Source organism: Stenotrophomonas sp. STEN022, from assembly GCF_056760155.1.
Genome location: NZ_JBRREG010000001.1, coordinates 12,848 through 29,837 on the forward strand (window position 1 = coordinate 12,848; position 16,990 = coordinate 29,837).

The following is a 16,990-nucleotide window of genomic DNA, read 5'->3' on the forward strand; positions in this document are numbered from 1 at the left end:
ATGGCTCTCTCCCTGAAGGTGTATCAGCAGCGGGCCCTGGCCAGCCTGGCCCAGTTCCTGGAAGACGCACGGCTGACCGGTCCTGCATCTGCTTTTGAGAAGAACGTGGATCCGGGCCTGGTCACGACCTACAAGTCCATGCCGGGCATGGAAGCCACACCCTATGTGTGCCTGCGCATCCCCACGGGCGGTGGCAAGACCGTGATGGGGGCTCACATTATTCAAGCGGCAGGGGATGCTTACCTGGAGCGCACGTATCCGCTGGTCATGTGGATGGTGCCCACCACCCAGATCAAAACCCAGACGCTGGAAGCGTTCAAGAATCCCCGCCACCCCTACCGTCAGGAGTTGGATGAGGCCTTCGGTGGCAAGGTGGCAGTGTTTGACGTCGAAGACTTCACTCACATCCGGCCTGCCGACTTGGGCACGAAGGTGTGCGTGGTGATTTCCACGATGGCAGCCCTTCGCGTGGAGAACCAGGACGGCCGCAAAGTCTACGAGCACCACGAGGACTTGGAGGCACATTTCGCGGGAAGCGTGTCCGATCTGCCTTATCTGGAGCAGAACGCAGCGGGCAAGGCCATCGCCTCGTTCGCCAACCTTCTCAAACTCCACGGGCCGTTGGTCATCACCGACGAGGCGCACAACGCCAACACGCCGCTGTCCTATGAGGTTTACCAACGCTTAGGTGCGAAGGTGGTGGTGGAATTGACCGCCACTCCAGAAGCCACCAAGAGCAACGTGCTGGTCAGTGTCAGCGCCTTCGAGCTGAAGGTGGCCAACATGATCAAGTTCCCCGTCGTGCTCAAGGAGCACGTGGGACAGTGGGAGGTGGCGGTGGGCAGTGCCGTGGCCCGCCGCAACGAGCTGGGCAAGACCGCGCTCAATGAACCGGACTACATCCGCCCCATCCTGTTGATCCAGGCCGAGAACGCCAAGGGCACCGCGACGGTGGAGGAGGTCAAACGCCACCTCATCGACAACGAGAAGGTGCCGGAAAAGGCCATCGCCATCGCCACCGGAGACCAGCGGGAAATCGATGGCGTTGACCTCTTTGCCAAGGATTGCCCCATCGAGGTCATCATCACCAAGCAGGCCCTCAAGGAGGGCTGGGACTGTTCGTTCGCCTACGTCTTCTGCTCGGTGGCCCAGGTCAAGAGCGACAAGGACATCCAGCAGCTGCTGGGCCGCGTGCTGCGCATGCCCTATGCCACCCGGCGCAAGCAAGAGGCCATGAACAAGGCCTATGCCCATGTCACCACCACCCATTTCAACCTGGCCGCGGCCGAGCTGACCAAGTCGCTCATCGACATCGGTTTCAATCCGCTGGAAGCCGTGGGGGCCGTGCAACGTGAACCAACGCCGGGGCCAGGCTTGGAGCTGCAGGGCGGGGCCAATCCGGTGCCCACGCCGCCCAAGACCACCCTGGCGGTCAGCAAGCCACCGGACCTGACCAACGTGCCAGAGCGCGACCAGGGCAACGTGGTGTTCGTGCCCAACGAGGATGGCAAGGGTGGCACGGTCGAGATCACGGGGGAGGTGGACGATTCCACGGTGGAGGCGATCACCCTGGCCGTGCCCGCCAAGGAGCGGGAGGACGCCGCGGCCACCATCGAGCGTCACCAGATCGCTTCCAAGGCCGTCAAGGCTCCAAGCCAGAATGGGGCTGTTTTCAGCGTGCCCCGGCTCTGCGTCATGGAGCAGGGTGAGCTCGAGTTCATCGAAAGTGGCGCGGTGCCGCCCGGGTTTACTTGGGATCTGCTGGCTTACCCGCCGGACTTGTCCAGCCTCAAGTTCAACGCCGACAGCCAGACCTTCGAAGTTGATCTGATCGACGAGAAGGTCACCTACACCAAGATCGACGACGACGTGAACACCTACCTGCCGGGCTTTGCCAAGGACAGGACTGAGGCAGACCTGGTGGGGTGGTTGGACCAGAAGATCCGCGACCCGGCCGTGAAGCAGCCGGTGCTTCGGGAATGGGTGCGCCGGGCCATCAGCGGCCTCTCTCAGGACCGGGGCTTCTCGCTGTCCCAGCTTCTCAATGGGCAGTTCGTCCTCCGGCGCAAGCTGAGTGAGCAGCTCCAACTGGCCAAGGCCGAGGCGCTGAAGGACGGCTTTCAACAGGCCTTGTTTGGACCGGAAACCGACGTTGTGGTCAGCGATGAGCCGGACGCGATGTTCACCTACCCTGCGGACATGACGCTGTATCCGGCGCACTCCTATTACCAGGGCGGCACCTACCGGTTCCGCAAGCACTACTACCCCTTCGTGGGTGACCTACAGTGGAAGACCGCTGGCGGCAAGGTGGGCGAAGAATTCCTCTGCGCCCAAGCCATCGACCAGCTGGATGAGGTGGAGTTCTGGGTGCGCAACCTGGTGGATCGCAGCCAGTTCTGGATGCCCACGGCCAAACAGCGCACTTACCCGGACTTCGTCGCCCGGCTCAAGGACGGACGCCTACTGGTCGTCGAATACAAAGGCGGGGACCGTTACTCTTCCGACACGGAGAAGGAAAAGCGGATGGTGGGCGACCTCTGGGCGAGCAAGAGCAACGGCAAGGGGATCTACCTCATGGCCCAGCTGAAAGATGAGAAGGGCAACAGCGTCACGGAGCAGCTGAAGGCGGCAATTAACAAATAGGTTGCGGGCCACAAGTGGAGGCAAAGGAATGGCTGTCTACATTTCGGATTTGGACATCAGGAATTTTCGGTCTTGTGTAGCTGCCAACTTGCAGCTGACCCATTTCACTCCGTTGGTTGGTTTGAACAACTGCGGGAAGAGCAATTGCCTCACCGCTCTCCAGTGGTTGATTCGCAAGGTAAAGCTGGGTGTCGAGGATTTCCATGACCTGGCCCAGCCGGTCCAGGTCATGGGAACGCTGGTCGGCATCACCGAAGCTGACCTGGACGTCCTTGAAGCCAAGCACCGAAAAAAGATCGAGCCTCATGTGCGCGATGGCGTTCTCCATGTTCGGCGTGTGCAAGAAGTGCCGGGCGGTGAGGTGACGTTGACCGTTTTGGATCCGGACACCAACGAATGGGTCCCCAATCCCACGGGGATCGACAACGCCATTTCTGAACTGTTCCCTGACCCTATCCGCATCGGGGCGATGGAGAACGCTGAAGAGGACGCCAGCAAGGCCAAGACAACCACCACGATTGGCAAGCTGTTGGCCTCCATGTTGGCGGCTATCCAGGAGCACCACGAGCAGGCTTTGACCCCTCACCTGGCCGCTATCTTGGGGATGATTTCTGCCGAAGGCGGGCAGCGTTTCGAAGAGCTTGGCCGAATCGACGAGTCGATCAACCGCAAGATCTCTGACCTGTTCCCCGGCATTCGCATCAAGCTCGATTTCCCGGCGCCTGTTTTCAATGACCTCATCAAGGCAGGAACGGTCAAGGTTTACGAGGGCGACGGTCAAGGGCGTTCCTTCGGCTCCTACGGCCATGGGGCGCAGCGCGCCATCCAGATGGCCATGGTCCGGCATCTGGCAGACTTGAAGCGCGGCGAAGCCGCTGCGGGCGGCGTGACGTTGCTCTTGGTAGATGAGCCGGAGTTGTTCATGCACCCCTTCGCGGTTGAGCAGGTGCGCGAAGCCCTGCGCGCGTTGTCCGATGCCGGTTACCAAGTGGTCTTCTCAACCCATTCTGCCCAGATGATTTTGGCCAAGGATGCAAAGAACGCTTTGTTGATGACCAAGGTTCATCCCGACGGCACCAAAGCACGCCCGCGCATGCAATCGGTCGTGGAACAACTGGTGGAGAATCCAACTCACCAGCTACACCAGCTCTTCAGTCTGACGAACTCGTCCCAGATCTTGTTTGCCGACAAAGTTGTGCTGACAGAAGGGAAAACGGAACTTCGTCTGCTGCCGTCCATCTTCCAGGCCGTCGCCGGAAAGACCATGGGGCAGTCCTCTCTCGCGATTGTTGCGATGACGGGAGTAGCTGACACTAAGAAGTCCATGGAAGTCCTGTCCGCCATTGGCCTGCCATCGTGCGCCGTCGTCGATCTCGACTTCGCATTTCGTCATGCTACGAAACATGGTTTCTTGCAGGGGGACGATCCCAACATCGCTGCGTGCAAGTCCATCTTTTCCCAAATGGCCGAGGATGGTCTGGTATCCCTTGACGGCGGTTTGCCGTGCAAGGGTGTCCAAGGGTCTGCGGCCAAGGCTTTCGAGTTGCTGGCTGCGATGGACGAGGCAAAGCCCCACATTGCGGAACTGGTCAGGAAATTGCGCGATCAGAACGTCTGGCTTTGGAGCGCGGGAGCCATCGAGCCCCATCTCGGCCTGTCGGAGAAATCAGAGCACGCTTGGCTAACTTTACAGGTCCGTCTGGAGAGCGAGCCGCTGGAAGATATCTGCGCGGATGCTGAAGGCATTCGTTCCTTGATCGAATGGATGGGGGCCGTTCCCGTTGAGGTCCAACCTGCGTGAGTGGCCGAAAGTGGAATGCGTATCAGCTGACGGACTTGGAGCGCGAGCTCCGTATTTCCGAGCATCGGTTCTACGTTGAGCAGGCGAAGAGTCGGTTGCTGTCCCAGTTTGCCAACATAGAGGCAGAGGCCGAGCAAGCGGAAGCCGAGCACTGGGAGCGCAGTGGCCAGTCATTTGATCCGGAGTGGGACGATCCAGGGGACCTTGCAGAGGCCGCTCGCGACCACGGCGTGGAACTCTACCAATTGCTGAGCGACATGCATGACCGGACGCGCCTGAGCGTCGTGGCCGGCATGTATCACCACTGGGACAAGACTTTTCGGCGCTTCCTGGTCCGGGAATTTAGATGGCCACGGTTGGTGATCGGTGATCACACCCGTCGTGCACTCTGGAAGCTCGACAGTGCGAAGCTGGAGAAACTGCTCGGCGCGGTAGGGTTGGATCTGACTGGGTTGGTCTCTTATCCCCGCATTGACGCTATGCGTTTGGTGGTCAACGTATTCAAGCACGGAGAGGGGAGGTCGTTGGATGAGCTCCGCCAGCGCTACCCTGAATTCCTGCGAGCAAGTGCTCACGGTTGGAGCTTCATCGACGACACCTTCCTGGAAGTGACTGACGACCAGGTCGAGCAGTTCGCTGCGTCCATCGAACTCTTCTGGCGTGAGTTGCCATCGACCGTGACTTTCGATGAGGAGGCGGTGCTAGACGTTCCAGACGAGTTTGAGAAGGCTTGGAACAAGGACCTCGCGTCCCAGCAGGCATCCCCCGCCAGTTCCTAGATCTTCGTCCACGCTGTCGCGTCAGCGCGCTTTCACCAGCTGATCCCACCGGGTGGTGTAAGCCGGCGACAAGTTTTTCTGGTTCATCGCCCACACCGGCTTGGCCAGCGCCGGCCCCTTCGATCGCCACGCCGACGACGCCATGCCCATCGTGCCCCGGCCGAACTTCGCGTTGGCCTGATCCATGACCTTCATGAGGGCTTGCGAGCGGGGGTCGATGCCGGCGAACAGGTCGCCCTGATGGACGTCGCCGTGCGTGAGGTCGAGCAACCCGACGCCGGCTTTCTTGTAGCGGTAGCCGTTCTTCCACATGGCCTTGGCCAACCCTTGGGCCACCAGCAGCACTTCGCGCGTGTCACTCGTGGGGCCGATGAAGTTGAACGCCTTGCTGGGGTGATACTGCGCCGCGCCGGGCTTGAAGGGGTTGGTGTTGAGCCACACCCACACCCCACTGGCCTGCAGCGAGCGCGAGCGCAGCTTCTCGCACGCCCGCTGGGCGAACGTGGACACGGCTTGCTGGAGGTCCTCCAGCGACGTTACTTCTTGGCCGAAAGAGCGCGACACGACGATCTGCTGCCGCTCCGGTTCCACTTCCTCCAGGTCGTTGCATACCACGCCGTGGAGTTCCCGTTGGGTGCGCGCCAAGGTCACCCCGTAGCGAGCGCGCAGGGTGTCGGGATCGGCTCTGGCCAGGTCCGCCGCGGTGAGGATGCCTTCGGCGCCCAGCTTGGCCGTGAGCTTGCGCCCCACGCCCCACACGTCTTCCACCGGATAGCTTTCCAGCTCGGGCGAACCGGGCAGGGCGGTGACCACCCCGTGCGGGGTCTTTTTGGCGAGCTTGTTGGCGAGCTTGGCCAAGGTTTTCGTAGGACCGATGCCCACGCAACACGGGATGCCCACCCACTGGAGGATCTGGGCGCGGACCTGGCGGGCCATCGCCTCGCGCTGCTCCGACGGAACCCCGTCGAAGGTCACGAACGATTCGTCGATGGAGTAGACCTCCACCCGTGGGAACCACTCCCGCAGCACCGACACCACCCTGCCGGACAGGTCGCCGTAGAGCCCGAAGTTTGCCGAGAAGATTCGCAGTTGGCGGCGGATGTGGGGCGGCACCTCGTGGATGGGCTGGCCCATCTTCACGCCCAGGTCCTTGCACTCCTGGCTGCGGGCGATCGCGCATCCGTCGTTGTTAGACAAGATGCACACCGGTTGGCGCCGCAAGGACGGGTTGAAAACCCGCTCGCAACTGGCGTAGAAATTGTTTCCGTCAACGAGGCCGAACATAGGAGTGTGTGGCGTGACGAACTTCGACATGGAATCTTGCGAGTGGTTGATCGAACATCAGAACGATCCGTGGGTAAAAAACCATCGGGCAGAACGGTTGAAGAACTGCCTTGAGCAACAAAAAGCTAAGCAGGAAGCCGAGGACCAACGGAACAGGTATCGCAAGGCAAGGAGGGACCGGAAAGCGCTGCAACGAGAAGTGGCTGGCGAGCTGAAGGCGGCACCTGCCAGCAAACGTTCCAGCAAACGTCCCATCATGTAACTGCTGGCTAGACTGGCGCCCATCCAAGCTCGGCGGACCCAAGGTGAGTCCGCCGCACCTGGGACATAGCTCCCTCGAACCGTTCCAGCTCGCCTTCGTCGGTGGCGGCCCGCCGGTAGGTTTCCCCGTCGTTGTCTAGCACGTCTAACACACCCGCCACGCCGGTGCCGTCCTCGGCCAGGGTCACCTGGCTTTCGTAAATGCACGTGCCGGTCCTCGAGCGCCAGCAGCGCAGTGTTTCCCCGTCCAAATGCACCGCCCACCGGTCGTCCATGTCGCGCGGCCAGAGGCCCTCGCGCAGGCGCACCACATCCTCGGCGGTGAAGACATGGCCACACCGGATGGGCCAGCGCGGGCCCTCCATCGGTTTGAGCTTGCTCCAGCGGCTTGCATCGTCCATGTCAGCGCCTCCATTGCTTGCGGAAAGACCAGGTCACCACGCCCCACACGTCGAGCTCCACGTCCTCCGGGACGACGATGGGGGCGTTGGCAGGGTTGCCCGAATGGAGCTCGTAGCGCCCGGCGCGCAGGCGCAGCTGCTTCACCGTGAAGCCGCCTTCCCAGTTCACCATGACAATGTCGCCAGGCCTTGCGGTGATGGAGCGATCTACTACCAAGGTGTCACCTGGGAAGATCCCGAAGTCGACCATCGACGTGCCCGTGTCCGCTTCGACGTAGAACGTGGCCACTGGGTTTCGCACCACGCGCTGGTTGAGGTCCAGCACGTCCTGCGAGCCGTAGAAGTCTTCAGCAGGCGAGGGAAAACCGCACGTGACCCGCACCGGCAGCAGGAGCAGCGGCAGGGGAGTCGCGTGGAGGTTGGCGGCGCCCAGGTAACCGGGCGGAAGCGTGGTGTCGAGCATGGCGGTAGTCTCTACAAGTCAGAATCACCCGGTGAGACGCACCGGGGAGACAGGCTAGCCCCGCTTCCAGACCCTCGTCATTTAGTATTTCGCTGAACGGGCCCAACCCCTTGTCACTGCGAGGGTGGGCGGGGCCGTGAAACCGATGGGACGGTGCGCGGGGCCGGTTCCACGCGCGGGAAAGGGAGAGGGGATGCCAACTTGGAAGCCATCGCGGCTGCGGAGCTGGTTGTTCAGCGGGAGCGGCTGGATCTTCAACTCAGACGGGGACGCGTTCGAGCTGTCCCTCGATCGTGGCCGGCGCGTCGTGAAAGGCCCCTTGATCCTCATACACTCGCTGGAGTGCAAGCCGCGGCACAACTTCTCCACGACGCTCGAGTGCCACTTCCACATCATCGGAACCGGTTGGGTGGTCGGGGAAGGTCTGGGGGAGGACAAGGCCGAGGAGCTCCAGCAGTTCGTGCGGGAGGAAGTGACCGGCAGCCTGGCTCACTACGGATCCCGCGCCATCAAGATCCTGGACCCTTGGCAGCGGCAGGTGGATCAGCGGTTGGAAGCGGTGAATGAGGTGGATCCGGCCTTGCTGGAGCAACTTAAGGCGACCATCCCTTCGCCAGCGGCGATTGGCTTGCCCACTTGGGGAGCGCTGCTCGATCACCCGGCATTGGCTAAGGAGCGCAAGAAGAAAAACAGCTTCTACCCGACGCTCGACCAAACCCCCGAGGCTTACTTAGAGGGCGTGGACGAGCGCCGCCGCCGTGCCGTGTTCACCAAGGCCTTGGCAGCTTGGGCGCAGCGGCAGAACGCGTGGGTAGGCGAGCAGGGCTGGATTGGCCGTCGCCGCCGGCGAGCGCGCCTGGCCGACGATGCTCCTCCGGTGCTCCAAGGCGTGCAGTGGATCGATGCCACGCCACCGTCCTACCACCCTACGGCAGAGGCCTGGCTGGTCCGGTTGGTGGACGCGCACAACGCCGCTTTTGAGGCACACCAGATGGAGGCCAAGCGCTCGTTCTTCGAGCGGGTGGAGTCCAACCCCCTGACCGAGGAGCAGGCCAAGGCAGTGGTCTGCATGGACGACGAGCTGCTGGTCGTGGCCGCCGCCGGCTCGGGCAAGTCCTCCACCATCGTGGCCAAGGCCGGCTACGCGCTGGAGGAGGGGCTCTGCGCACCGGAGGATATTCTTCTGTTGGCTTTCAACGCCGACGCGGCCGAGGAGTTGCGTCAGCGCATCGCCAAACGCTTGGGCCACCTCGATGGGGCTGATCGCATCGCCGCCAAGACCTTCCATGCGTTCGGACTGGAAGTCATCGGTGCGGCGACGGGGAAAATGCCTACCCCGGCGCCTTGGTTGAGCAATGGCAAGGACGAGGCTTTCATCGGCCACTTGGTCGATGAACTTTGTGCCGAGAATCCGACGTTCGCGGCGCAGTGGGATCTCTTCCGATTGCTCTACTTCAAGGACGTGGGGCGGTGGGACGCGCGCGAGGAGCCCGAGGACTACGACCCAGATAGCCAGCGCAAGCGGGGCTTTCGCACGCTGCGCGGGGAGATCGTCAAGAGCAAGTCCGAGCGCCTCATCGCGGATTGGCTGTTCCTCCACGGTGTGAACTACCGTTACGAAGAGCCGTATCCCCACGACACCCGCACCTCCACCAAGCGGCAATACCGCCCGGACTTCTACTACCCCGACATCGACGTCTTCCACGAACACTTCGCGCTCAACGCCAAGGGCGAGGCGCCTCCAGCCTTCAAGGAATACTTGGAGGGCGTGCATTGGAAGCGCAAACTCCACCGCGAGCAGGGCACCAGGCTGTTCGAGACCACCGCCCACGGCCTGCGCACCGGGGCCGCGCTGGCCGCGCTCAAGGACCTGTTCCAGTCAAGGGGCATCGACCTGGTGTTCGACCCTGATCGCGTCCCTCCGGACAATGACCCGGTGTCACCGCAAGCCATCGCGAAAGTCATGCGCGTGTTCCAGCAGCACATGAAGGGCTCGCGGCAGACGGTCGAGCAGGCCCGTGAGCGCATCGACACATTGCCGGGCGCCTTCGTTCCGCGCATGGAGTTGTTCCTCGATCTCTACGAGGCCGTTGCCCAGCGCTGGGAAGACCGGTTGGCAGCAGAGGGTCTGGTGGACTTCGACGACATGCTCAACCAGTCCGCCGACCACATCATCGCTGGCCGCTTTCCTTGCAGCGTCAAGATGGTCTTGGCGGACGAGTTCCAGGACACATCCCGCGCGCGGATGCGTCTGCTCCAGGCAATCGTTGACGCCAGTGGTGCGCAGTTCACGGCGGTGGGCGATGACTGGCAGAGCATCTATCGGTTTGCCGGCGCCGATCTAGCAATCATGTCGGGGTTTCAGAAGGCCCATCCCCATGCGGCCGTTCGGCACCTTTCCCAGACGTTCCGGTGCCCTCAGTCGTTGTGTGATCTCACATCGGAGTTCGTGTCGAAGAACCCGATGCAGTTGGCCAAGAAGGTCTTCACCAGCAACCCATTGAAGGGGCCCCGGGTGAGCGTGGTCGCGCTGCCGACGGTCGAGGACATCCCCGGACGGTTGAAGGCCAACATCCAGGCGCTCTACGACAAGCTACCGGAGGCCACGGAGGGGAAACCGCTGCGGTCCATGCTCATCCTGGGCCGCTACCGCAACGACAGGCCCAGGGAGCTGGAAGCCTGGAGGCAGCGATTCGGCGACAAGATCGAGGTCCGATTCCTGACGGTTCATCGGGCCAAGGGACTGGAAGCCGATTTCGTGGCGTTGCTCAACGTGGTTCAGGACACCCTGGGATTTCCCAGCCAGGTGCAGGACGATCCCATTCTTCAACTGGCGATGCCCGAGCCGGAGACGTTTGCCTTCGGCGAAGAGCGCCGGCTCTTCTACGTGGCCCTGACCCGTGCGAAGAGGTCCGTGGTGATCTACACCACTCAACACCAACCCTCTCAATTCCTGGTGGAGCTCCAAGCAAACCACGGTGTGGAGATCACGCAGGTGGAGGGGGCGCCGCCAGAAGCCTGCCCGGTGTGCAGGAAAGGCGTGCTGGTGGAGCGCGTCAATCGTGCAACCAAGGAGGTGTTCCACTCCTGCAGTCGGTTTCCGCGTTGCCCACCGAACAAGGAAGATTGAAGCTGGTCAGGGGGCCTGAACGGGTCGGAGCAGCTGGCGGTCGAGAAGTTCCAACAGAGCATCCGCGACATCTGCGGCGGCCACGGCCCAATCGTTGTCTTCTCCGAAATACGTTTCCTCCAGCGGGTCTTCCTTGCCCCCGTGGAAGAGGTTGTTGCGCACACGGCGCATGGCAACGACCAAGGCTTCGGCTTCGTTATGGGGCAGGTTGACGGGCTGGTAGGCGGCTCGTGGTCGGCCTGCCTGGTCGAACTCAATTCGCTCCCTTTTTGGCCGATTGCGTGGTGGTGCAAGCAGCATTCTCTGCGCGGGCATGGGAACGAGGGCGACGAAAGTTTGCCCCATACGTGCCACCGCTTGATCCACCTTGTTCCAGTCCACGTCTACCATGTGAACGGGAGCAGGTGGTGATGACGCGCTGCGGCGCACATCGATCTCCAGTGAGCCGATCTTGAGCTTTTTCCAGATTGGTGGCTTGGGAGTCTTTATCTGAAAGAAATCGCCGGTTCGCTTGAGCTGGAACTCAAGCATTCCGAAAGCTTTCAACAGCCGATAGGCATTGTTGGGTGATACGGGCATGGACGCATGATAGTCCAGCCTCCTACTACCCCGCTGCCTTCCACGGACGCCCCTGCCGGGCGGCCAGGTCCGCCGCGTCCTCCACCCCTTTCATCCACCAATGGGTGTCGTCCAGGGTGGCGGGCGCGCCGCGCTCGTCCAGCACGCGGTCCAGCGCCTCGCACACGGCGAACTCCGCGTCCCGCTCCCGGCTGCCCGGTGGGTGCGCGTGCGCCCGGCCGTGCCGATACGCCACCAGGGTTTTCGCGCCCATGTTCCGGCCCTTGGCCAATTGGGTGATCACCAGCGGATCAGCCCCACTGTCCAGCAACGCCCTAACGGTCGGTGCGTCGGCGGTGAGCAGGGCGACGTGAAACGGCGTGTAGCCACGGGCGTCGTGCGCGTTGGGTTGGGCCCCGCGCCCGATCGCCGCAGCCACCTGGGCGGGGTTGCGCTGCTGGATTGCAGCGAGCAAGTCGGTGTTGGTCATGCGTCCTCCTTTCCCCTTGGTTTACCGCGGCAGTGGAAACGCGCAAGGGGGCAGGAGTTTGAAAAACTGTCGGGCAAGCCCAGCAGTTTTTCGCTTTAGTCGGGAAAGACCACTGGACAGATGGATCTTATCTGCTTGCATGGGTTTGAAGGGATACAAATGTATTCCATGGGGGGAGGCGGGGATGGGGATCACGAAAACCATTGATGGGGCGGGAGGAAAAACGCTGAAGCGGTCGAATCGTCCACCCACCCGAAACGCCGAGCTCTACACCGTGACCGTCTACCCCGAGCGAAAGAACGCCGCGATTGCCGTGACTTGGCGCACCCCCACGGGGCATGCGAGAAGCCTTAACCTGGGTTGCCACGCCTTGCGGGTGATCGAAACCCAATCGGGGCTTCCCGACACCAGCAACGGGCAGATCGCCTTTGAGCTTCGCATTCCGTTGCCGATGCTCGTGGCCATCCAGGCAGAAATGGGAATCGATAGCCGGCGGCGGAGGCGGGCCTATGTGCAAGCCATCGAGCGCGCTATCGCCATGACGCGGGAGCTGGGATTCCCAATTGGTGGGGCAAACCCCATCGGGGTTCCCCTCGACTTCAACGGCATGCTGCTCCCCGAAAAGCCGCCCCTTGTCACGGACAAGCGGCGAGCCGGGGTCCCAAGGAGGCCGTTGTGAAACCAATCAATGGAATCAGGAAACGGGTGAAATGGTGGATTGACGAGCTTCGTGATCTCAATCCCTGGGGGCAAGTGAATTGGTGGATCGAAGCGTTTCGTGATCCCAGAAAGGGCTTGGATGACGACCCCTGTAAGGCGCGAGTGGACTTCTTCCTCTTTACGACGTTTTCCCCCCTCTTGATCCCCTACCTAAGGGTGTTGGAGCGCCTCGGAATTCGCGTGGGTGTCAGGACTAAGCGGTGGCAGCGGTTGTGGAAGGAGCCGCCTATCTTTCGGTTGTTGCGGTTTCGCCACAAGGAACGGGAACGATTCTATCTGAATGAACTTCAGCAACTGATTGCTGAAGGCGCCGATGTGAATGCTCGGGAGAAGGAAGGCGGAGAGACCGCGCTTCACCTGGCTGCACGATGTGGGCGGGTGGCCGTCTGTCGCGTGCTGTTGGCGGCTGGGGCAGATCCGAATGCCGAGCGTTCCGCGCAAGATTTCTCCGAGGAGGAGGGTATCTGGGTGCCCATCTTTTCGGCTTACCTTGAGGGCAATGTTGAGTTGCTCGAGGTGTTGCTGGAGGCGGGGGCAGACCCCCATGTTGAGGCATGGGTGCGAAAGCTTGCTCCAGAGGAGAAGACGCACCCTGATGCGTGGCTTGAACGGCAACGCCCAGAAATGCGGGATCGCTTGCGCCAATGGAAGGCGGAACAAGAGGAAAAGCGCTTGGAGGAGACGCTGCCAGATGCCACGAAAACTGCGCCGAAGGTCAGGGCAAGGCTGTGAACCTGGTGCCGAAACCCCCTCTGTCGGCCGTGCTTCCGAAGGTGCCACTCCCAGCAACCCTGCGTGCCTCGCTGCTCGCACATGCCAAGGCCGCTGGGGTGGGTGAGAGCGACGCCGTGCGCCAATGGCTCACCGCCTACCTAGCGCGACCCCAGCTGCTGCGCTCTCCCGTCGCCGGCCCCAGAGAGGACCGCTTGCCGCCCATCCGGGCGTCCCGAGACCTGGTCGACCGCGTCCGCCGCGAGGCGCAGCGCCGAAACCTGAGCGTGGCGGAGCTCATCCGGCGGGTCGTGGCGACGCACGCGGTTTGACCCGCAACTTGGCCACCCCCGGCGGGTGCCATTTCCCCTTGGCCAGGCGCTTCTGAACGAAGGCGCGGTAGGCCTCGGGTGAGGGTGGGGACTTCCGTTTGTGGCGGCGTTGGTTGCACAACCAGCAGGCCGCGGCGATGTTCCCGGCCACGTCCTTGCCGCCGTCTTGTTGGGCCACCAGGTGTTCGGCGGTGCAGCGCAACGGGTTGGCCGTGCGGGAAGGCAGACCGAAGGGTTTCAGTTCATCGGGGGAGGCGTTCCACATCGGCAGGCTGCAGTAGCAGCAGCGGCCCTTCTGGGCGTGGAATGCATCGGTTCTTAGGCGTTGGAGTTTGGGCATGCTTAGTCTCGGGAAAAACAGGAAATAGCTTCCCGACGTCTCTAGGCGAGAACGCTTCGGGCACCTGTTGCCTTGAGCTAAGCAGGCAATACACCGGGGGTAAGTTCCCACGCGGCAGGGGAGTTATCGCGCCGTAGGGTGGCCGGTGTCAAGATAGGGGCATGACCACCTTCGATCAGCTCACGATCCTGCTCGACGCCCTGGAAGCCAAGCTTCCGGACCTGCTCGCGGCCTACCCCGCCGATGGCGACTTTTGGATGGCGTTTGCCGGCGAGGCCGACGTGATCGAAGACCAGGCAGGGGAGCACGTTGGCGTTGTGAACCAGCGGATCAGCGCGATGCTGGCCCGGCATGGGCGGTTCATCGCCGCTGTGGAGATCGACGATGCCGGATGACGGTGCAACAGATAGCCTCTGGCCGGTATGGCTTCAGGATCCGCGGGTTCAACGGGCGCTGGAATGGGCCGACCACGTGCGGCACTGGAATGAGAACAGCCTCTATGGCCTGGAACTGGATGGGCTGTTGCCCGACCACATGTCTGCGGTTGCGTTCGCCGTGGTCCATGAGCACCAGGCTTCGGCCGCGCTCCTGGTCAAGCACGGGTTGCTGGGGTCGGCCACCGCGTTGATGCGGCCCGCGTTCGAAGCGTTCGTGCGTGGCATCTGGCTGCAATGGGCAGATGACCAGGAGCTGGCCCACTTCCAGAAGGGACACGACACCGCGACCCCGGACAAGATCATCCGCAAGGTGGTCAAACGCTCCGGTGTTCAGCGCTACGCAGACCTGCTGGACACCTGGCAGCAATCCGAGAAAACCATGCATGGTTACGTCCATCATGGTTACCAATCCCTGATTCGGCGCTCAGGTGAGATCGACACGCCGCCGGAAGAAGTCGTGGACTTGCTGGGATTCAGCACTTCCATGGCGCTTCATGCCTCGCTGGAAATCCTGGAACTGGCGGAGAAACGCGTGCCTGCCAGCGAGGTGGAAACCCGACCGCAGTTCGTCGCCGCCAAGCAGTTGGAAATCGTGGCCATGCTGCGAGCGATGGGTCTGGTCCAGGTGCCGGGCGAAGCCGCCCCCGCGCCAGCCACTTTCGCAAGTGAACCGTCTTCTTAGGAGGGAGCATGTGTTACTCCGCTGAAGCCTGGACCCTCTACGACAACTACGTGAAGGAATTCGGCGCCGACATCGACATCCGCGAGTTCTGGGAGGTCTACCTCAAGCGGGACGAGGCCTACCGCGTCCGCAAGCCCGCCAAGTTCACCCCCAAGATCCCGAAGGGCATGGATCTGAACTTCCTGCCGCCCAAGTCCGACCTGGAGCGGCAGATCCAGGAGCTCATTTCCGAGTGGAACGGTCGCAAGCTCGCTGAGAGCGAGGCCGAGCTCGACGCCCAGAGGGCGCGCCTCGCTGCTGCTGAAGCGAAGTTGGCGAAGAAGGAGACCAAGGCCGCCCTCAATGATCAGCGAATTGCGGGCAACAAGATCAAGCAGATGGAGCGCTGGATCGCCGACGCCAAGCGCACCAAGCTGGAGCCGGCCAAGGACAACCGGATCTTCCCCGATTGGTATGTCCCCGTCCTGATCTCGGAGAACGGCCGCAAGGTCGTGCGCCCCATGCGCTACCACTGCCGCCCCGCCGGCATGGATCCCTCAATCGACTGGACCAAGGATGGGCGCGTGTCGGGCACCTACAACGCCAGGCGCGACAACCTCCAGCGCTTCTGGCGAAACCAGTTCGGCCACACCCACGGCCTGATGCTGGCCGAGACGTTCTACGAGAACGTGGACGACGGGAAGGGCGGATCGAAGGAAATCCAGTTCCGGCCGCGCACCGGGGAGACCATGTATATCGCCTGCCTCTACTCCCACTGGGTGGACCCGAAGGGGGAGGAGCCGGATTTGTGGTCGTTCGCCGCCATCACCGACGAGCCTGAACCGGAAGTGGCCGCGGCCGGTCACGATCGCACCATCATCAACATTCGCCCCGAGCACGTGGACGCCTGGCTCAATCCGGATCCGAACAACCTGGACGCCTTGTTCGCCATCTTCGACGACAAGCGCCACCCCTACTACGAGTTGGTCAAGGAGGCCGCGTAGGCGTAATTCATGGCCAAGCCATTTGTTGCTATCGTTCAGAGGCCGCCAGGAAGGCGGTCTACAGGGGATTGCCTATGCACCTGAAAAAGCTGGGTCTGGCCGCCGTGCTGCTGGCCGTGTCCACCACTGTTTTCGCCAAGCAAGGAGAGGTCTGCTCTTCGAAGCCCGTGCTCAAGGACGGGACCCTCACCAACGACACCGTCTTCGAGTGCAAGACCGCCGGCTCGCTCACCATCCCGCAGCTCTACGCCCAGGGGTGGCGGGTCATCACCGTTTTGCCGCAGGCCACCATGGGGACGGATCCGAACACCGGATTGCCGCAGGCCAGTTTCGCGTGGACGGTGGTGGTGGAGCACGACTGATCGGAAGGGGCCGGGGATTACTCTAGATTGCGGCCACTATGTGGCCGAAAACTAGACTTATGGGCTATAACCCATGGTTCCCCGGAACGGAGATACCCCTTGGCCCTGACCACCTTGCAGTCGATCAACGCGGAAATCAAACAGCTGGAAGCCCAGCGCAAGCTGATTGAGAAGCGCGACGGCGAAGTGCCCAAGGCGCTGGCCGTGCTCCAGAAGTATGCGAAGGTCCTCAGCCCCGCCCAGCGTCGCCAGGTGGCCAAGCTCATCGGGGAAACGCTCGACGACAAGCCGGCGCGCGCGCCCAAGGCCGCTCCTTCTTCCCGCAAAGGTCGCAAGCTCGGCAAGGTGGCCCCGAAGTATCGATTGCCCACCGGGGAAACCTGGGCGGGCCGTGGGCTGACCCCCAAGGCGTTTGCCGCGTGGGCGAAGTCCGCAGAAGGCAAGGCCTGGGCCCAGGCCAACCCCGGGTCGAAGTTCCCGCCGGCCAGTGGGGCGACGAAGGCCCCTGCGAAGGCAATCAAGAAAGTGGCCAAGGGGGCGAAGAAGGCGGCTCGAAAGGTCGTGAAGAAGCCCGCGAAGAATGTAGCGAAGAAAGCGGCGAAGAAGGCCTGAC

18 protein-coding genes are annotated in these 16,990 nt (G+C 62.4%); 12 read left to right on the top strand and 6 right to left on the bottom strand.

Annotated elements, in window-relative coordinates; all coding sequences use genetic code 11:
* From ACVOMF_RS00095 to ACVOMF_RS00105, 3 genes are read left to right on the top strand one after another with little or no spacing between them, the layout of a single operon-like run.
* Window positions 1–2,643 (top strand): DEAD/DEAH box helicase, encoded by a 2,643-nt coding sequence (locus ACVOMF_RS00095; RefSeq protein WP_481507537.1) that lies wholly within the window; start codon window positions 1–3, stop codon window positions 2,641–2,643.
* A 28-nt stretch (window positions 2,644–2,671) separates the two neighbouring features.
* Window positions 2,672–4,444: an ATP-dependent nuclease gene (locus ACVOMF_RS00100; protein ID WP_481507538.1), complete on the top strand. Its 1,773-nt coding sequence runs from the start codon at window positions 2,672–2,674 to the stop codon at window positions 4,442–4,444.
* Window positions 4,445–4,479: 35 nt separating this feature from the next.
* Window positions 4,480–5,223, top strand: a complete 744-nt coding sequence (locus ACVOMF_RS00105; protein ID WP_481507539.1) for a hypothetical protein — start codon at window positions 4,480–4,482, stop codon at window positions 5,221–5,223.
* Between the two features lie 21 nt (window positions 5,224–5,244).
* Here the strand turns inward: ACVOMF_RS00105 and ACVOMF_RS00110 are convergent, their stop codons facing one another.
* Complete coding sequence (locus ACVOMF_RS00110) at window positions 5,245–6,507, bottom strand: Y-family DNA polymerase (protein ID WP_481507611.1); 1,263 nt, start codon at window positions 6,505–6,507, stop codon at window positions 5,245–5,247.
* A 13-nt stretch (window positions 6,508–6,520) separates the two neighbouring features.
* Between ACVOMF_RS00110 and ACVOMF_RS00115 the strand changes: the two genes are divergently transcribed.
* Window positions 6,521–6,769: a hypothetical protein gene (locus ACVOMF_RS00115; RefSeq protein ID WP_152905369.1), complete on the top strand. Its 249-nt coding sequence runs from the start codon at window positions 6,521–6,523 to the stop codon at window positions 6,767–6,769.
* 7 nt (window positions 6,770–6,776) lie between these two features.
* On the opposite strand, the gene ACVOMF_RS00120 is transcribed toward ACVOMF_RS00115, so the two are convergent.
* The gene (locus ACVOMF_RS00120; protein WP_481507540.1) at window positions 6,777–7,169 is read right to left on the bottom strand and encodes a hypothetical protein; all 393 of its coding nucleotides are present in this window, start codon (window positions 7,167–7,169) and stop codon (window positions 6,777–6,779) included.
* 1 nt (window position 7,170) lies between these two features.
* A complete protein-coding gene (locus tag ACVOMF_RS00125) occupies window positions 7,171–7,632 on the bottom strand; it encodes a LexA family protein (protein WP_481507541.1) in 462 nt (153 codons plus the stop codon).
* A gap of 193 nt (window positions 7,633–7,825) precedes the next feature.
* Here ACVOMF_RS00125 and ACVOMF_RS00130 point away from each other — a divergent pair, with 193 nt between their 5' ends.
* Window positions 7,826–10,762 carry a UvrD-helicase domain-containing protein gene (locus ACVOMF_RS00130; RefSeq protein WP_481507542.1) on the top strand — a complete coding sequence of 979 codons (2,937 nt, stop codon included), beginning with the start codon at window positions 7,826–7,828 and terminating at the stop codon, window positions 10,760–10,762.
* A 6-nt stretch (window positions 10,763–10,768) separates the two neighbouring features.
* Here the strand turns inward: ACVOMF_RS00130 and ACVOMF_RS00135 are convergent, their stop codons facing one another.
* Together ACVOMF_RS00135 and ACVOMF_RS00140 are read right to left on the bottom strand one after the other, a co-directional pair.
* Window positions 10,769–11,341 (bottom strand): hypothetical protein, encoded by a 573-nt coding sequence (locus ACVOMF_RS00135; RefSeq protein WP_481507543.1) that lies wholly within the window; start codon window positions 11,339–11,341, stop codon window positions 10,769–10,771.
* 25 nt (window positions 11,342–11,366) lie between these two features.
* Window positions 11,367–11,810, bottom strand: a complete 444-nt coding sequence (locus ACVOMF_RS00140) for a hypothetical protein (protein WP_481507544.1) — start codon at window positions 11,808–11,810, stop codon at window positions 11,367–11,369.
* Window positions 11,811–11,994: 184 nt separating this feature from the next.
* On the opposite strand from ACVOMF_RS00140, the gene ACVOMF_RS00145 reads away from it, so the two are divergent.
* Entirely contained in the window at window positions 11,995–12,489 is a 495-nt protein-coding gene (locus ACVOMF_RS00145) for a hypothetical protein (RefSeq protein ID WP_481507545.1), read from the top strand.
* Window positions 12,486–13,262: an ankyrin repeat domain-containing protein gene (locus ACVOMF_RS00150; protein ID WP_481507546.1), complete on the top strand. Its 777-nt coding sequence runs from the start codon at window positions 12,486–12,488 to the stop codon at window positions 13,260–13,262. Before ACVOMF_RS00145 ends, ACVOMF_RS00150 begins: the two co-directional genes overlap by 4 nt.
* Window positions 13,263–13,538: 276 nt before the next feature.
* Here the strand turns inward: ACVOMF_RS00150 and ACVOMF_RS00155 are convergent, their stop codons facing one another.
* A complete protein-coding gene (locus tag ACVOMF_RS00155) occupies window positions 13,539–13,838 on the bottom strand; it encodes an HNH endonuclease (RefSeq protein ID WP_481507547.1) in 300 nt (99 codons plus the stop codon).
* Between the two features lie 236 nt (window positions 13,839–14,074).
* Between ACVOMF_RS00155 and ACVOMF_RS00160 the strand changes: the two genes are divergently transcribed.
* The 5 genes from ACVOMF_RS00160 to ACVOMF_RS00180 all read left to right on the top strand — a co-directional run bounded on the left by ACVOMF_RS00160 (window position 14,075) and on the right by ACVOMF_RS00180 (window position 16,989).
* On the top strand, window positions 14,075–14,308 hold the full coding sequence (locus tag ACVOMF_RS00160; RefSeq protein WP_481507548.1) for a hypothetical protein: 234 nt from the start codon (window positions 14,075–14,077) through the stop codon (window positions 14,306–14,308).
* Window positions 14,298–15,032, top strand: a complete 735-nt coding sequence (locus ACVOMF_RS00165) for a DUF6988 family protein (RefSeq protein ID WP_481507549.1) — start codon at window positions 14,298–14,300, stop codon at window positions 15,030–15,032. The genes ACVOMF_RS00160 and ACVOMF_RS00165 overlap by 11 nt, the downstream gene beginning before the upstream one ends.
* A gap of 8 nt (window positions 15,033–15,040) precedes the next feature.
* The gene (locus ACVOMF_RS00170; protein WP_481507550.1) at window positions 15,041–16,015 is read left to right on the top strand and encodes an SOS response-associated peptidase family protein; all 975 of its coding nucleotides are present in this window, start codon (window positions 15,041–15,043) and stop codon (window positions 16,013–16,015) included.
* Window positions 16,016–16,089: 74 nt separating this feature from the next.
* The gene (locus tag ACVOMF_RS00175) at window positions 16,090–16,377 is read left to right on the top strand and encodes a hypothetical protein (RefSeq protein ID WP_481507551.1); all 288 of its coding nucleotides are present in this window, start codon (window positions 16,090–16,092) and stop codon (window positions 16,375–16,377) included.
* A gap of 99 nt (window positions 16,378–16,476) precedes the next feature.
* On the top strand, window positions 16,477–16,989 hold the full coding sequence (locus tag ACVOMF_RS00180) for an H-NS family nucleoid-associated regulatory protein (RefSeq protein WP_481507552.1): 513 nt from the start codon (window positions 16,477–16,479) through the stop codon (window positions 16,987–16,989).
* Window position 16,990 lies beyond the last annotated feature (1 nt).

Excerpts from the sequence above, each read along its gene's own strand:
- ACVOMF_RS00165 (WP_481507549.1), top strand. The coding sequence starts at position 14,298 with ATGCCGGATGACGGTGCAACAGATAGCCTCTGGCCGGTATGGCTTCAG.
- ACVOMF_RS00110 (WP_481507611.1), bottom strand. The coding sequence starts at position 6,507 with ATGTTCGGCCTCGTTGACGGAAACAATTTCTACGCCAGTTGCGAGCGG.
- ACVOMF_RS00095 (WP_481507537.1), top strand. The coding sequence starts at position 1 with ATGGCTCTCTCCCTGAAGGTGTATCAGCAGCGGGCCCTGGCCAGCCTG.
- ACVOMF_RS00135 (WP_481507543.1), bottom strand. The coding sequence starts at position 11,341 with ATGCCCGTATCACCCAACAATGCCTATCGGCTGTTGAAAGCTTTCGGA.
- ACVOMF_RS00170 (WP_481507550.1), top strand. The coding sequence starts at position 15,041 with ATGTGTTACTCCGCTGAAGCCTGGACCCTCTACGACAACTACGTGAAG.
- ACVOMF_RS00120 (WP_481507540.1), bottom strand. The coding sequence starts at position 7,169 with ATGGACGATGCAAGCCGCTGGAGCAAGCTCAAACCGATGGAGGGCCCG.
- ACVOMF_RS00140 (WP_481507544.1), bottom strand. The coding sequence starts at position 11,810 with ATGACCAACACCGACTTGCTCGCTGCAATCCAGCAGCGCAACCCCGCC.
- ACVOMF_RS00125 (WP_481507541.1), bottom strand. The coding sequence starts at position 7,632 with ATGCTCGACACCACGCTTCCGCCCGGTTACCTGGGCGCCGCCAACCTC.
- ACVOMF_RS00100 (WP_481507538.1), top strand. The coding sequence starts at position 2,672 with ATGGCTGTCTACATTTCGGATTTGGACATCAGGAATTTTCGGTCTTGT.
- ACVOMF_RS00130 (WP_481507542.1), top strand. The coding sequence starts at position 7,826 with ATGCCAACTTGGAAGCCATCGCGGCTGCGGAGCTGGTTGTTCAGCGGG.
- ACVOMF_RS00155 (WP_481507547.1), bottom strand. The coding sequence starts at position 13,838 with ATGTGGAACGCCTCCCCCGATGAACTGAAACCCTTCGGTCTGCCTTCC.
- ACVOMF_RS00145 (WP_481507545.1), top strand. The coding sequence starts at position 11,995 with ATGGGGATCACGAAAACCATTGATGGGGCGGGAGGAAAAACGCTGAAG.
- ACVOMF_RS00160 (WP_481507548.1), top strand. The coding sequence starts at position 14,075 with ATGACCACCTTCGATCAGCTCACGATCCTGCTCGACGCCCTGGAAGCC.
- ACVOMF_RS00175 (WP_481507551.1), top strand. The coding sequence starts at position 16,090 with ATGCACCTGAAAAAGCTGGGTCTGGCCGCCGTGCTGCTGGCCGTGTCC.